Genomic DNA, 14366 nt, shown 5'->3' on the forward strand with positions numbered 1-14366 from the left:
ATGGTGGAGGGGGACGGATTCGAACCGCCGAACCCTAAGGAGCGGATTTACAGTCCGCCGCGTTTAGCCACTTCGCTACCCCTCCAAGGGAATGGTGCCGGCGATAGGAGTCGAACCCACGACCTACTGATTACAAGTCAGTTGCTCTACCAACTGAGCTACACCGGCAATAATAATGGCGGTCCCGACCGGGATCGAACCGGCGATCTCCTGCGTGACAGGCAGGCATGTTAACCGCTACACCACGGGACCAAAATGGTGGAGGATGACGGGCTCGAACCGCCGACCCCCTGCTTGTAAGGCAGGTGCTCTCCCAGCTGAGCTAATCCTCCACAAAAAATAAGCGAAGCGACGTCCTACTCTCACAGGGGGAAGCCCCCAACTACCATCGGCGCTAAAGAGCTTAACTTCCGTGTTCGGTATGGGAACGGGTGTGACCTCTTTGCCATCATCACTTCACTTATTCAGCTGAAAGACTTATTCTTTCAAAACTAGATAAACGATACATTGAAAGTTTCAAACTTTTTTGGTTAAGTCCTCGATCGATTAGTATTCGTCAGCTCCATGTGTCACCACACTTCCACCTCGAACCTATCTACCTCATCGTCTTTGAGGGATCTTACTTACTTGCGTAATGGGAAATCTCATCTTGAGGGGGGCTTCATGCTTAGATGCTTTCAGCACTTATCCCGTCCACACATAGCTACCCAGCGATGCCTTTGGCAAGACAACTGGTACACCAGCGGTGTGTCCATCCCGGTCCTCTCGTACTAAGGACAGCTCCTCTCAAATTTCCTACGCCCACGACGGATAGGGACCGAACTGTCTCACGACGTTCTGAACCCAGCTCGCGTACCGCTTTAATGGGCGAACAGCCCAACCCTTGGGACCGACTACAGCCCCAGGATGCGATGAGCCGACATCGAGGTGCCAAACCTCCCCGTCGATGTGGACTCTTGGGGGAGATAAGCCTGTTATCCCCGGGGTAGCTTTTATCCGTTGAGCGATGGCCCTTCCATGCGGAACCACCGGATCACTAAGCCCGTCTTTCGACCCTGCTCGACTTGTAGGTCTCGCAGTCAAGCTCCCTTGTGCCTTTACACTCTACGAATGATTTCCAACCATTCTGAGGGAACCTTTGGGCGCCTCCGTTACCTTTTAGGAGGCGACCGCCCCAGTCAAACTGTCCGCCTGACACTGTCTCCTGCCCCGCTAAGGGGCATGGGTTAGAATTTCAATACAACCAGGGTAGTATCCCACCGACGCCTCCTTCGAAGCTGGCGCTCCGAGATCTCTGGCTCCTACCTATCCTGTACAAGTTGTACCAAAATTCAATATCAGGCTACAGTAAAGCTCCACGGGGTCTTTCCGTCCTGTCGCGGGTAACCTGCATCTTCACAGGTACTATAATTTCACCGAGTCTCTCGTTGAGACAGTGCCCAGATCGTTACGCCTTTCGTGCGGGTCGGAACTTACCCGACAAGGAATTTCGCTACCTTAGGACCGTTATAGTTACGGCCGCCGTTTACTGGGGCTTCAATTCGCAGCTTCGCTTGCGCTAACCACTCCTCTTAACCTTCCAGCACCGGGCAGGCGTCAGCCCCTATACGTCACCTTACGGTTTTGCAGAGACCTGTGTTTTTGCTAAACAGTCGCCTGGGCCTATTCACTGCGGCTCTCATGCGCTTGCACGCTCAAGAGCACCCCTTCTCCCGAAGTTACGGGGTCATTTTGCCGAGTTCCTTAACGAGAGTTCTCTCGCACACCTTAGGATTCTCTCCTCGACTACCTGTGTCGGTTTGCGGTACGGGCACCTCTCACCTCGATAGAGGCTTTTCTTGGCAGTGTGAAATCAGGAACTTCGTCCATACGGACTCGCCATCACAGCTCAACGTTACAGTGTGCGGATTTGCCTACACACACGCCTTACTGCTTGGACGCGCACAACCAACGGCGCGCTTACCCTATCCTACTGCGTCCCCCCATTTCTCAAACGGTGAGGAGGTGGTACAGGAATATCAACCTGTTGTCCATCGCCTACGCCTATCGGCCTCGGCTTAGGTCCCGACTAACCCTGAGCGGACGAGCCTTCCTCAGGAAACCTTAGTCATACGGTGGACGGGATTCTCACCCGTCTTTCGCTACTCATACCGGCATTCTCACTTCTAAGCGCTCCACCAGTCCTTCCGATCTGACTTCAACGCACTTAGAACGCTCTCCTACCACTGACATCGTAGATGTCAATCCACAGCTTCGGTGAATCGTTTAGCCCCGATACATTTTCGGCGCAGCGTCACTCGACCAGTGAGCTATTACGCACTCTTTAAATGATGGCTGCTTCTAAGCCAACATCCTGGTTGTCTGTGCAACGCCACATCCTTTTCCACTTAACGATTACTTTGGGACCTTAGCTGGTGGTCTGGGCTGTTTCCCTTTTGACTACGGATCTTATCACTCGCAGTCTGACTCCCGTGTATAAATATCTGGCATTCGGAGTTTGTCTGAATTCGGTAAACCGGGATGGCCCCCTAGTCCAAACAGTGCTCTACCTCCAGTATTCTCATCACGAGGCTAGCCCTAAAGCTATTTCGGAGAGAACCAGCTATCTCCAAGTTCGATTGGAATTTCTCCGCTACCCACACCTCATCCCCGCACTTTTCAACGTGCGTGGGTTCGGGCCTCCAGTAAGTGTTACCTCACCTTCACCCTGGACATGGGTAGATCACCTGGTTTCGGGTCTACGACCACGTACTACTTCGCCCTATTCAGACTCGCTTTCGCTGCGGCTCCGCCTTCTAAAGCTTAACCTTGCACGTAATCGTAACTCGCCGGTTCATTCTACAAAAGGCACGCTATCACCCATTAACGGGCTCTAACTACTTGTAGGCACACGGTTTCAGGATCTCTTTCACTCCCCTTCCGGGGTGCTTTTCACCTTTCCCTCACGGTACTGGTTCACTATCGGTCACTAGGTAGTATTTAGCCTTGGGAGATGGTCCTCCCGGATTCCGACGGAATTTCACGTGTTCCGCCGTACTCAGGATCCACTCAGGAGAGAACGAACTTTCGACTACAGGGCTTTTACCTGCTCTGGCGGACCTTTCCAAGTCGCTTCATCTAACTCGCTCTTTTGTAACTCCGTATAGAGTGTCCTACAACCCCAAGAGGCAAGCCTCTTGGTTTGGGCTCTTCCCGTTTCGCTCGCCGCTACTCAGGGAATCGATTTTTCTTTCTCTTCCTCCAGGTACTTAGATGTTTCAGTTCCCTGGGTCTGCCTTCAAGACGCTATGTATTCACGTCAAGATACTACGCGATTAAACGTAGTGGGTTCCCCCATTCGGAAATCTCCGGATCAAAGCTCACTTACAGCTCCCCGAAGCATATCGGTGTTAGTGCCGTCCTTCTTCGGCTCCTAGTGCCAAGGCATTCGCCGTGCGCCCTTAATAACTTAACCAAGTTATTAAGCCTATAAAAAACTTAAAAAAATAAATGTGTTTGTTACAATTTCAATGTCGTTTTATCCAGTTTTCAAAGAACAAGTTTTGAAGTGTTTCATTCAGATAGAATGAACCTTCAAAACTGAACGCAAAACGTAATCTTACAAACCCAAGGTTTGTATTCCGAAATAATCCTTAGAAAGGAGGTGATCCAGCCGCACCTTCCGATACGGCTACCTTGTTACGACTTCACCCCAATCATCTATCCCACCTTCGGCGGCTGGCTCCAAAAGGTTACCTCACCGACTTCGGGTGTTACAAACTCTCGTGGTGTGACGGGCGGTGTGTACAAGGCCCGGGAACGTATTCACCGCGGCATGCTGATCCGCGATTACTAGCGATTCCGGCTTCATGTAGGCGAGTTGCAGCCTACAATCCGAACTGAGAACGACTTTATCGGATTAGCTCCCTCTCGCGAGTTGGCAACCGTTTGTATCGTCCATTGTAGCACGTGTGTAGCCCAGGTCATAAGGGGCATGATGATTTGACGTCATCCCCACCTTCCTCCGGTTTGTCACCGGCAGTCACCTTAGAGTGCCCAACTAAATGATGGCAACTAAGATCAAGGGTTGCGCTCGTTGCGGGACTTAACCCAACATCTCACGACACGAGCTGACGACAACCATGCACCACCTGTCACCGTTGCCCCCGAAGGGGAAACTATATCTCTACAGTGGTCAACGGGATGTCAAGACCTGGTAAGGTTCTTCGCGTTGCTTCGAATTAAACCACATGCTCCACCGCTTGTGCGGGCCCCCGTCAATTCCTTTGAGTTTCAGTCTTGCGACCGTACTCCCCAGGCGGAGTGCTTAATGCGTTAGCTGCAGCACTAAGGGGCGGAAACCCCCTAACACTTAGCACTCATCGTTTACGGCGTGGACTACCAGGGTATCTAATCCTGTTTGCTCCCCACGCTTTCGCGCCTCAGCGTCAGTTACAGACCAGAAAGTCGCCTTCGCCACTGGTGTTCCTCCAAATCTCTACGCATTTCACCGCTACACTTGGAATTCCACTTTCCTCTTCTGCACTCAAGTCCCCCAGTTTCCAATGACCCTCCACGGTTGAGCCGTGGGCTTTCACATCAGACTTAAAGGACCGCCTGCGCGCGCTTTACGCCCAATAATTCCGGACAACGCTTGCCACCTACGTATTACCGCGGCTGCTGGCACGTAGTTAGCCGTGGCTTTCTAATAAGGTACCGTCAAGGTACAGCCAGTTACTACTGTACTTGTTCTTCCCTTACAACAGAGTTTTACGATCCGAAAACCTTCTTCACTCACGCGGCGTTGCTCCATCAGGCTTTCGCCCATTGTGGAAGATTCCCTACTGCTGCCTCCCGTAGGAGTCTGGGCCGTGTCTCAGTCCCAGTGTGGCCGATCACCCTCTCAGGTCGGCTACGCATCGTCGCCTTGGTGAGCCGTTACCTCACCAACTAGCTAATGCGCCGCGGGCCCATCCTATAGCGACAGCCGAAACCGTCTTTCAGTCTTTCACCATGAAGCAAAAGAGATTATTCGGTATTAGCCCCGGTTTCCCGGAGTTATCCCAAACTATAGGGTAGGTTGCCCACGTGTTACTCACCCGTCCGCCGCTAACGTCAAAGGAGCAAGCTCCTTTTCTGTTCGCTCGACTTGCATGTATTAGGCACGCCGCCAGCGTTCGTCCTGAGCCAGGATCAAACTCTCCATAAAAGAAATTTGATTAGCTCAAATTTTGCTGGCATCATGTTTGATGTCCAAAATTTTTGTTTTGTTCACTAGCAAAACTAGCTACTTAAAACTTTATTGATTACGTTTTGCTTGTTCAGTTTTCAAGGTTCATGTTTTGCTTTATTTTAGCGTGTCACCCTGGCGACTTGTATAATACTACACCCTTATTTTTAAAAGGTCAACACTTTTTAATAAAAAACTTTATTATTTTTATTACCAAAGTAAAACTTCCTATATTAGTAACTATAAAATCTATTCACAAGCTAGTTCAATATTAGACCATGAACTAGAAAATAATTTTATCATAATTTCCTACAAAAAAATAATAGATCTTTAAAAAAACAAAAAACTCGGTAAAGAAACCGAGTTTTTAAAATGGGAAAAAGAACGGGATGGCTATCATCATCACAATAAACATAACAAGCTGTAACGGAACCCCTATTCTTACGAAATCCATAAATTTATAGCCCCCCGCCGTCATTACCAGTGCATTCGTAGGGGAAGCAATTGGCGTAGCAAATGCCATACTTGCTGCAACTGCGACTGCAATCATAAATGTTGCGGGACTAACCTCCATTGCAATGGCTGCACTCATGGCAATGGGTGCAAACAATACAGCAGTTGCCGTATTACTAATAAATTGACCGAAAATAGCTGTCAAAATATAAACTCCTATGAGTACACCGTATGGTCCGAAACCACCTAAAGCATTAATAATACCATCAGATAAAATGGTCATGCCCCCTGTTTTTTCTAACGCTGTCGCCATTGGTAACATGGCAGCCACTAACACAATACTTTCAAAATTCATATTGCTATAGGCATCTTCCATGTTTCTCAAGCAGCCTGTTAAAATCATAAGTACAGCACCAATCATCACAGAAATGACAGCAGGGAAAACTTCAAATGCCATCAAAATAATCATGAATAACATAATAATCCCCGCAATTCCAGCTTTGCCTGTAGCTGCTGCCACACTTGCGTGTTCTTTCGGCTGTCCTACAACCACGACATCTTGCGTTTCTCTTGCTAACAAAAGAATTTCATCCCATGCTCCCTGTACTAATATTGCGTCCCCAAATTTTAATTTGTGAGACACCATATCCTGAAGCTTGTAACCACCCTTACGATTAATACCAATGATATTTAGATTGTATTTTTCCCGGAACCCAAGGGAACTAACCGTTTCATTGATAAAGCTCGAATTTGGGGTAAGCAATACCTCTGCAATACCCAGATGCTTCGATACCAATTCATCGGCTTCTCCTTCAACTAATCCTTGCATCTCAAGATGATAATCCTCAACAAAACGCCGAATATCCTCTATTTCTCCTTGAACATATAACTCATCCTTGGCATGAATGACACTAGTTGGTCCTGCCATTTCTTGATAAGTCATCGGTAGTAAATTAATGCCCTCCTGTGATTTCCGATGAATTTTCATCATACAAAGCATATACTTAGCTGGTAGTTTTAATTCCGCTAACGATGTTTCAATAATAGGTGACTCCTCAGGAACGGAGATTTTAAATAGACGATTATTTAAATCATATTGTTTAATAATTTTTTTCGGCGAAAGTTTATAGCCTTCATTGGTCTGTGTACGGTTTTGATCCTTTGGTAATAAAATATTTCTTACAAGTACTAAATAGGAAATGCCAGCAATCATCCCCACGATACCAATAGGAGTTACTTCAAAAAAGCCAAGTTTGTTATAGCCTCGATCAACCAATAACTGACTGACAATTAAATTGGTTGGGGACGCAATCAGTGTCATCAGACCAGAAAGACTTGCTACATAGGAGAGTGGTAGTAGAAATTTAGAAGGGCTGACTTTCATACTTATTGCTATACTTACAACGATTGGCATCATTAAGGCGACAGTACCCGTATTACTCATAAATGCACCAACCGACCCTACAATAATAAGCAGTAGCACAAATAACTTCAGCTCACTATTGCCTGACCATTTTAGTAAGAGTTGCCCCGCCATGCCTGCCAGGCCCGTACGTAAAATCCCTGCACCCACGACAAATAACCCTGCAATCATTAAAACTACAGAGTTTGAAAAACCAGCTAATGCCTCCGCGGGCGTCAAAATATCCATAATGACAAATGCTAATAGTGACACAATTGCTACAAGATCTGCTCGTATTTTATTGGTCACAAATGCGAAAATTGTTGCTCCTAAAATAAGAAATGTTAATGTAAGCTGCACATTCATGAATTCCTTTCTAACATTAATCATTATTAAAAATTGACAGCAAAAAATTGTACTTCATTACTATTTTTATTATAGCTTACCCTGAGCTCTATATGATAAAATTCACCATCTTTTCAAAATTAAAATAAGTGTGGTAGTCATCCACACTTATAATGATAGCTTCACTATTTTATTTTTGGTAAAGATGATGTTCTTTAATATAGTTGTAACAAGCAGTAGGCAAGAGGTATCTCGGTTCTCCTCCCATTGCGAATTCTTCTCGAATATAGGTAGAGCTAATTTCCATCGCTAGCCCTTTATCTATAAGATGAAATCTTCCATCATCATTATTTCTTAAAATCGGAGAACGACTAATGGTTGATAGCATATCAATGCCATGTCGTGCCATTACAATAAATTTATTCTCCGCTACTAATGCGTCGCCCTTTTTCCATAAACCTGCACCAATATCCACTAGTAAATCAGCACCCATAATAAAATGCACCTCATCCTCTGGGTTCTTTTCTCTAAAGTATTTCATAGTGTCATATGTGTAGATATTCCAGCCTTCTTGATCCATCTCATAGGAATCTGCGATAAAACGATCATCCTTAGCAATAGCTAACTGAAGCATATTCCAACGATGTGTATCAGCTGTTTTGATGGTTTTATCTTTGCGTTTATTTGAACAAGGCAAAAAAATAACCTTATCTAACTTACACCGATGTGCTACAGTGCTTGCTGTCCAAAGATGGACATTGGTAATGGGATCAAATGATGAACCATAAATACCTATTCTCGCCATCGTCTCTACCTCCTAGCAGTTACTTTTAAATACGTTGTGAAACCTTTTCTTTTATTGCCTGTATGCTTGCCATTTTATTGTCCCAACATACTTGACTTAAATCGACTGGATATTCTTCAGGATTCATTGTTCGTTTATACTCACACCACAATAAATGTAAGTTTTCCTGTACATATTTTTGTATTTCTTGAATAGTTGGCTCCTCATAAACAATATTTCCATTTTCTATAATACTTTCATGTAACTCTTTCGCCGTAAAATTTGTAACAAATTTACTAATATACGTATGAATAGGGTGGAACATTTTCAATCTTTCTTCTTGCTGTATGTTTTCATTATCTAACGCAATATAATCTCCTTCAGCATGACCATTCTCCGCATTAATAATACGGTAAACACGTTTACGTCCAGGTGTAGTCACTTTCTCAGGATTTGCTGAAATTTTAATGGTATCAACTAGTTCTCCACTTTCGTTTTCTATCGAAACTAATTTGTATACTCCACCAAGAGCTGCTTGATCATAGGCTGTAATCAGCTTAGTTCCGATTCCCCAAGCATCAATTTGCGCCCCTTGTGACTTTAAATGCATAATTGTATATTCATCCAAATCATTCGAAGCCATAATTTTAGTTGCAGTAAATCCTGCATCATCTAGCATTTTCCTTGCCTGTTTTGAGAGATAGGCTAAATCTCCACTGTCTAAACGGATACCAATAAAATTAATTTGATTCCCTAGCTCCTTCGCTACGCGGATAGCATTAGGAACACCAGAACGTAGTGTGTCATAAGTATCTACTAGGAAAACACAGTCTTTATGGGCTGCTGCGTATTTTTTAAACGCAGTATATTCATCTCGATAGGTTTGAATCATCGCATGGGCATGTGTTCCTGACACAGGAATACCAAATAATTTTCCTGCTCTTACATTGCTTGTTGCAGAGAATCCACCTATATAAGCAGCACGAGTTCCCCAAATAGCAGCATCAAATTCATGTGCGCGGCGGGTTCCAAATTCCATTACAACATCCTCACCCGTCACTTGTTTGATACGTGAAGCTTTTGTCGCAATCAGTGTTTGGTAATTAACGATATTTAACAACGGCGTTTCAATTAATTGAGCCTCTGCTAATGGTGCTTCAATTCGCAGGATAGGCTCGTTTGCAAAGACCAGTTCTCCCTCTCTCATCCCCTTAATTGTCCCTGTAAATTTAAGTTCTTTTAGGTATTCAAGAAATTCCTCGGGATACTTCCCCTCTTCTCGTAAATATTGAATATCGCTTTGAGAGAAACCAAAGTTATTAATAAACTCAATCACTTTTTTCAATCCAGCGAAAACTCCATAGCCATTGCCAAATGGAAGCTTTCTAAAATATAGTTCGAAAACAGCTTTACGTTGATGAACACCATCTTGCCAATAAGTTTGAACCATATTAATTTGGTATAGATCCGTGTGTAACATGAAACTATCATCTACATATTTCATATTTTCCCCTCCATTCATGTCAAATAATAGTGGCACCTAGAGTATGCTCGAAATGATTTAACGCCCACTCATGTCCAGCTTCATTAAAGGAGGCGACAGCATTTTTATGAATGACGATATCGAACCCTTTATTATAAGCGTCTACTGCTGTATGAAGAACACAAATATCTGTACAAACGCCGATTAAATGCAGCTCAGCAATTCCTCTTTCACGCAATTTCAATTCTAAATCTGTTCCTGCAAAAGCAGAATAACGCGTTTTATCAATGTAATAGACGAAATCTTGGTCTTTATTTTCTTCATATAATGAGTTTAATGCACCATATAACTCTCTACCTTCTGTATGACGAATATTATGAGGTGGGAATAGCTTTGTTTCTGGATGATAAACATCTCCCTTTTCATGAACATCTATCGCAAATACTGTAAAATCCCCCCTCTTAATAAACTCCTTTGTTAAATCAACATTTGCACGTTCGAGCAATTGCCCAGGCTCTCCGCAAGTAAGAGCCCCATCCGTCGCTACGAAATCCACTGTATAATCAATATTAATTAATGCACGCTTTTTCATCATTTCATCACTCCAGTTTTTAATTAGTAATACTTAAATTACAAATTACTTTCTTTAAAATAATCAGGAAAGACGGATCTTTCCTAATGATATATAGACTCTACCATTTCGAAATCATTAAATGTATAGAGCTGGGAAGGCCGGAACGAATTTCTTTTTGTTTTCTTTGGTTTTCCTTCTTCATCCAATGCTTTTTCGATAAATGGTAATTTAGGTGCTTTTGTAAAGAATACGGAATCGTTAGAGATTCGTGGATCTTCTCCAACTGTTAGAAGTACTCGTTGCAATTCTGATAATGTAAACTCTTGTGGTAAAAAGTTTTTAGCAACAGTTGTCTGAATCATATCCCTTTTAATAAAATGCAACGCATCGGAAATGATTTTTCGGTGATCGAAAGCTAATGGAAGCGTAAATACACTTTCTATATCAAACAGTTCTACATCGTCTGCATCATCATTCGCTTGACGTTGCTCAATATATGTCTCAGGAACAATGGCATAAAATGCATTTGAAATCATCCAACCACGTGGATCTCGATCGATCTCATCATAAACACCAAAATGTTGAACATGTAAACCTTCTACATTTGTTTCTTCTTTTAATTCTCTCTTTGCTGCGATAAAGGCAGTTTCTTTTTGATTTGCATCTACAAAGCCCCCAGGAAGTGCCCATTTTCCTCCTTCAATATTGGGATTTCCTTCAGCATCCCTAGTAGCACGCTTAATTAACATAATCTTTAGCGTCATGTTTGGCGGTGCTTTTTCCTCTGTTTTCTCTGAGGTAATTGTAAAAATAGCAATATCTGCGGTATATCCATCGGGTGTTTGATATTTTGAAGAATCATAATGTGCAAGCACTTCTTCTTCGGTACGAAATTTTGTCATTGTATAACCCCTTCTATAATTACAAGGTTCAGGTAATTTGTAATTCGTTAATTACTATTTATTAGAATTATAATCTTTCATCAAAGCATTTGCAACTAATTTATAAAAAAAGCATAAATAAAGCTACTCCGCCTTATTTATGCCCATTATTATTATTGATCTTTCAGCAGAATTCCGTTTTGTACAACAACTTGCCCATTTTTGATTACTGTATGTGTATGATTCATGCCGTAGAAATATTGCAGTTGCTTGTAATTAGCAACATCAAGGATAAGTACGTCAGCTTTTTTATGTGCTTCAAGGGAACCAATTTGCTCGCCTCGATTTAGGGCATATGCTGCATTAATTGTTGTTGCCGTTAATACTTCCTCCAATGTCATACCCATATGCATGCAAGCTAAATTCATAATGAAGGGTAGGCTCATTGTTGGGGATGACCCAGGGTTAAAGTCTGTTGATATCGCCACAGGCACTCCCTCGTCAATCATTAGACGCCCTCTTGCAAAAGGTGCACGTAAAAAGAATGCAGTACCTGGCAGCAATACAGCAATTGTACCCGCTTCAGCCATTTTTCGAATTCCCTTATCAGAAGCAACTAACAAATGCTCCGCAGAAATGGCCTCTACTTCCGCAGCCAGCTCGGCGCCTTGATAAGGTTCGATTTCATCCGCATGTATTTTTGGCGTTAAGCCTAGTGCTTTTCCAGCCTCTAAAATGCGTCGGGATTGTTCGGGTGTAAAGACGCCTTTTTCACAAAATACATCATTAAATTCAGCCAACTCTAGTTCTGCTACTTTTGGCAGCATCTCATGGACCACCACATCCACAAATTCATCCTCACGCCCCTTATAATCACGAGGAACTGCATGGGCTCCCATAAACGTGCTAATGACATCAATGTGATGTGCAGCTTGTAATTCTTTTGCGACCTCTAGCTGTTTCTTTTCCGTTTCCCAGTCCAAGCCATACCCTGATTTTGCTTCAACTGTTGTTACGCCATGCTTTAAAAATACATCTAAATGCTGCATCGTTTTTTCATATAATTCATCAAAGCTTGTTTCTCGTGTATGCTTTGTTGTAGCATGAATGCCACCGCCTGCATTCATGATTTCCATATAGGTAGAACCATTTAATCTCATATTAAACTCTTGCTCGCGTGTTCCACCATGCACTAAATGTGTATGACAATCCACTAAGCCAGGCATAACAATCTTACCAGTAGCATCAATCGTTTCTGCCTTCTTTATTAATTCTGGGAAGTCAGCTTCTAATTGCTCATACGCTCCTACTGCTACAATACGCTCTTCTTCAATTAGAACACTGCCATATTCTATTACTGCAATTTCCTGCATTTGTTCTTTTGTACGTGGTCCTTGTACATTACTTTTCAAGGTAATTACTTCATTTGCATTTTTTATTAGAATGGTCACTTCACATCACCCTTTAACATTGGTATATGGACACCTTTGTTTTTTGCTGTATTGATAGCAATATCGTAGCCTGCATCAGCATGACGAGCAACGCCCATTCCAGGGTCTGAAACCAATACACGTGCAATTTTTTCAGCGGCAAGCTCTGATCCATCTGCTACTAAGACTTGACCTGCATGCTGTGAATAACCCATTCCTACACCACCACCATGGTGTACGCTTACCCAGCTTGCACCACTCGCAGTATTAACAAGAGCATTTAAAATTGGCCAATCCGATACCGCATCCGAACCATCTAGCATTCCTTCTGTTTCACGATTTGGTGATGCTACAGAACCTGAATCTAAGTGATCGCGACCAAAGACAATTGGTGCTGATAATTCACCATTTGCAACCATTTCATTGACCTTTAATGCAAAACGATGACGATCACCATAACCCAACCAGCAAATGCGTGCAGGTAGCCCTTGCCATTTCACCATTTTTTGTGCCATATCAATCCAATTGACTAGACCCTCATCTTCAGCAAACATCTCTTTTGCCAGTGCATCTGTTTTATATATATCCTCAGGGTTTCCTGAAAGCGCCGCCCAACGGAATGGGCCCTTTCCTTCACAGAATAACGGACGAATATACGCTGGTACAAAGCCTGGGAAATCAAAGGCATTTGTCACACCCATTTCTTTGGCATAGGCACGAATGTTATTCCCATAATCAAATACTTCTGCGCCTGCCTCTTGGAACTCTAGCATTGTACGAACATGCTCTGCCATTGTTTCTTTTGCTTTACGCTCATATGTTTTTACATCCTCTTTGCGAAGTTTTAGCGCTTCTTCAAAGGTCATGCCATTAGGTACATAACCATTAATCGGATCATGTGCAGATGTTTGGTCTGTCACAAAATCTGGAATAATTCCACGATTCAACAACTCACGATTAACATCAGCACAGTTACCAACAAGGCCAATGGATGCTGGCTCATTTTGGTCACGTAATTTATTAACTAATGCAATTGCTTCATCTACAGTTTCTACAATATAATCACAGTAACCTTCTTTGATTTTACGTTCAATGCGAGCACGTTCAACTTCAACAACTAAGATTACAGCCCCAGCCATTTTCCCTGCTAATGGCTGTGCACCACTCATACCGCCCATACCACCTGTAAGGATGAATTTACCACGTAAATCAGCAGTGCCAAATACCTTTTTGCCTGCTTCTACAAAGGACAGATAAGTTCCTTGTAAAATTCCTTGAGCACCAATATAAATCCAACTCCCAGCAGTCATTTGGCCATACATCATTAAGTCTCTTTCTTCTAATTCATAAAAGTGATCCCAATTTGCCCATGCTGGTACAAGGTTTGAGTTGGCAATCAACACTCGAGGGGAATGCTCATGTGTACGGAATACAGCTACTGGCTTTCCAGATTGGATTAATAGAGTCTCATCATTCTCTAATTCTTTCAAAGATGCAATGATTTGTTCATAGCTTTCCCAGTTACGAGCAGCCTTACCAATACCCCCATAAACTATCAGTTCATCTGGATTCTCTGCTACCTCTGGGTCAAGATTGTTCATTAACATACGCATTGCTGCTTCCTGTGTCCATCCCTTACATGTTAGTTCATTTCCACGTGGTGCACGAATATCTGTCTTAAATACCATTAAAAACACGCTCCTTTTCCTATTAAAAAAATGTGAATGTTGCTGTCTAAAGCTATTAATAACTGAATATTCAGACTTAAATACATATAAATATTTTCAAAGCAGAGGCTACTCGGT

The 14366-nt window shown here is 43.1% G+C and carries 7 protein-coding genes, 4 tRNA genes and 3 rRNA genes; all 14 read right to left on the reverse strand.

The genetic code is table 11. The features are described 5' to 3' along the window. Window position 1: 1 nt before the first annotated feature. Window positions 2-85 (reverse strand) — tRNA-Tyr (locus tag HXV90_RS14260). A 7-nt stretch (window positions 86-92) separates the two neighbouring features. Further along, window positions 93-168 (reverse strand) — tRNA-Thr (locus HXV90_RS14265). Between the two features lie 8 nt (window positions 169-176). Continuing rightward, a tRNA-Asp gene (locus HXV90_RS14270) sits at window positions 177-252 on the reverse strand. A 4-nt stretch (window positions 253-256) separates the two neighbouring features. Further along, window positions 257-332: transfer RNA gene (locus HXV90_RS14275), tRNA-Val, on the reverse strand. 11 nt (window positions 333-343) lie between these two features. Further along, window positions 344-459 (reverse strand): 5S ribosomal RNA (gene rrf, locus HXV90_RS14280). A 67-nt stretch (window positions 460-526) separates the two neighbouring features. Beyond that, window positions 527-3454, reverse strand: a 23S ribosomal RNA gene (locus HXV90_RS14285). A 182-nt stretch (window positions 3455-3636) separates the two neighbouring features. Continuing rightward, window positions 3637-5188: ribosomal RNA gene (locus tag HXV90_RS14290) — 16S ribosomal RNA — on the reverse strand. The 16S, 23S and 5S rRNA genes sit together here with 4 tRNA genes alongside, the layout of an rRNA operon. Window positions 5189-5576: 388 nt before the next feature. Beyond that, the gene (locus tag HXV90_RS14295) at window positions 5577-7430 is read right to left on the reverse strand and encodes an SLC13 family permease (protein ID WP_269897472.1); all 1854 of its coding nucleotides are present in this window, start codon (window positions 7428-7430) and stop codon (window positions 5577-5579) included. A gap of 169 nt (window positions 7431-7599) precedes the next feature. Beyond that, window positions 7600-8214: a nicotinate-nucleotide adenylyltransferase gene (nadD, locus tag HXV90_RS14300; protein ID WP_048390705.1), complete on the reverse strand. Its 615-nt coding sequence runs from the start codon at window positions 8212-8214 to the stop codon at window positions 7600-7602. A gap of 25 nt (window positions 8215-8239) precedes the next feature. After that, window positions 8240-9697 carry a nicotinate phosphoribosyltransferase gene (locus HXV90_RS14305; RefSeq protein ID WP_048390708.1) on the reverse strand — a complete coding sequence of 486 codons (1458 nt, stop codon included), beginning with the start codon at window positions 9695-9697 and terminating at the stop codon, window positions 8240-8242. Window positions 9698-9716: 19 nt separating this feature from the next. Beyond that, window positions 9717-10271, reverse strand: a complete 555-nt coding sequence (locus tag HXV90_RS14310) for a cysteine hydrolase family protein (protein ID WP_066038077.1) — start codon at window positions 10269-10271, stop codon at window positions 9717-9719. Window positions 10272-10351: 80 nt separating this feature from the next. After that, the gene (locus HXV90_RS14315) at window positions 10352-11152 is read right to left on the reverse strand and encodes an NUDIX domain-containing protein (protein WP_048390712.1); all 801 of its coding nucleotides are present in this window, start codon (window positions 11150-11152) and stop codon (window positions 10352-10354) included. 152 nt (window positions 11153-11304) lie between these two features. After that, window positions 11305-12582, reverse strand: a complete 1278-nt coding sequence (gene hutI / locus HXV90_RS14320) for an imidazolonepropionase (RefSeq protein WP_048390714.1) — start codon at window positions 12580-12582, stop codon at window positions 11305-11307. After that, on the reverse strand, window positions 12579-14249 hold the full coding sequence (gene hutU / locus HXV90_RS14325; protein ID WP_004233805.1) for a urocanate hydratase: 1671 nt from the start codon (window positions 14247-14249) through the stop codon (window positions 12579-12581). The genes hutI and hutU overlap by 4 nt, the downstream gene beginning before the upstream one ends. Window positions 14250-14366: the final 117 nt, after the last annotated feature.

The organism is Lysinibacillus sp. JK80 (assembly GCF_027557635.1).
Classification (GTDB): Bacteria; Bacillota; Bacilli; order Bacillales_A; family Planococcaceae; genus Lysinibacillus; species Lysinibacillus capsici.

Excerpts from the sequence above, each read along its gene's own strand:
- HXV90_RS14295 (WP_269897472.1), bottom strand. The coding sequence starts at position 7,430 with ATGAATGTGCAGCTTACATTAACATTTCTTATTTTAGGAGCAACAATT.
- nadD (WP_048390705.1), bottom strand. The coding sequence starts at position 8,214 with ATGGCGAGAATAGGTATTTATGGTTCATCATTTGATCCCATTACCAAT.
- HXV90_RS14305 (WP_048390708.1), bottom strand. The coding sequence starts at position 9,697 with ATGAAATATGTAGATGATAGTTTCATGTTACACACGGATCTATACCAA.
- HXV90_RS14310 (WP_066038077.1), bottom strand. The coding sequence starts at position 10,271 with ATGATGAAAAAGCGTGCATTAATTAATATTGATTATACAGTGGATTTC.
- HXV90_RS14315 (WP_048390712.1), bottom strand. The coding sequence starts at position 11,152 with ATGACAAAATTTCGTACCGAAGAAGAAGTGCTTGCACATTATGATTCT.
- hutU (WP_004233805.1), bottom strand. The coding sequence starts at position 14,249 with ATGGTATTTAAGACAGATATTCGTGCACCACGTGGAAATGAACTAACA.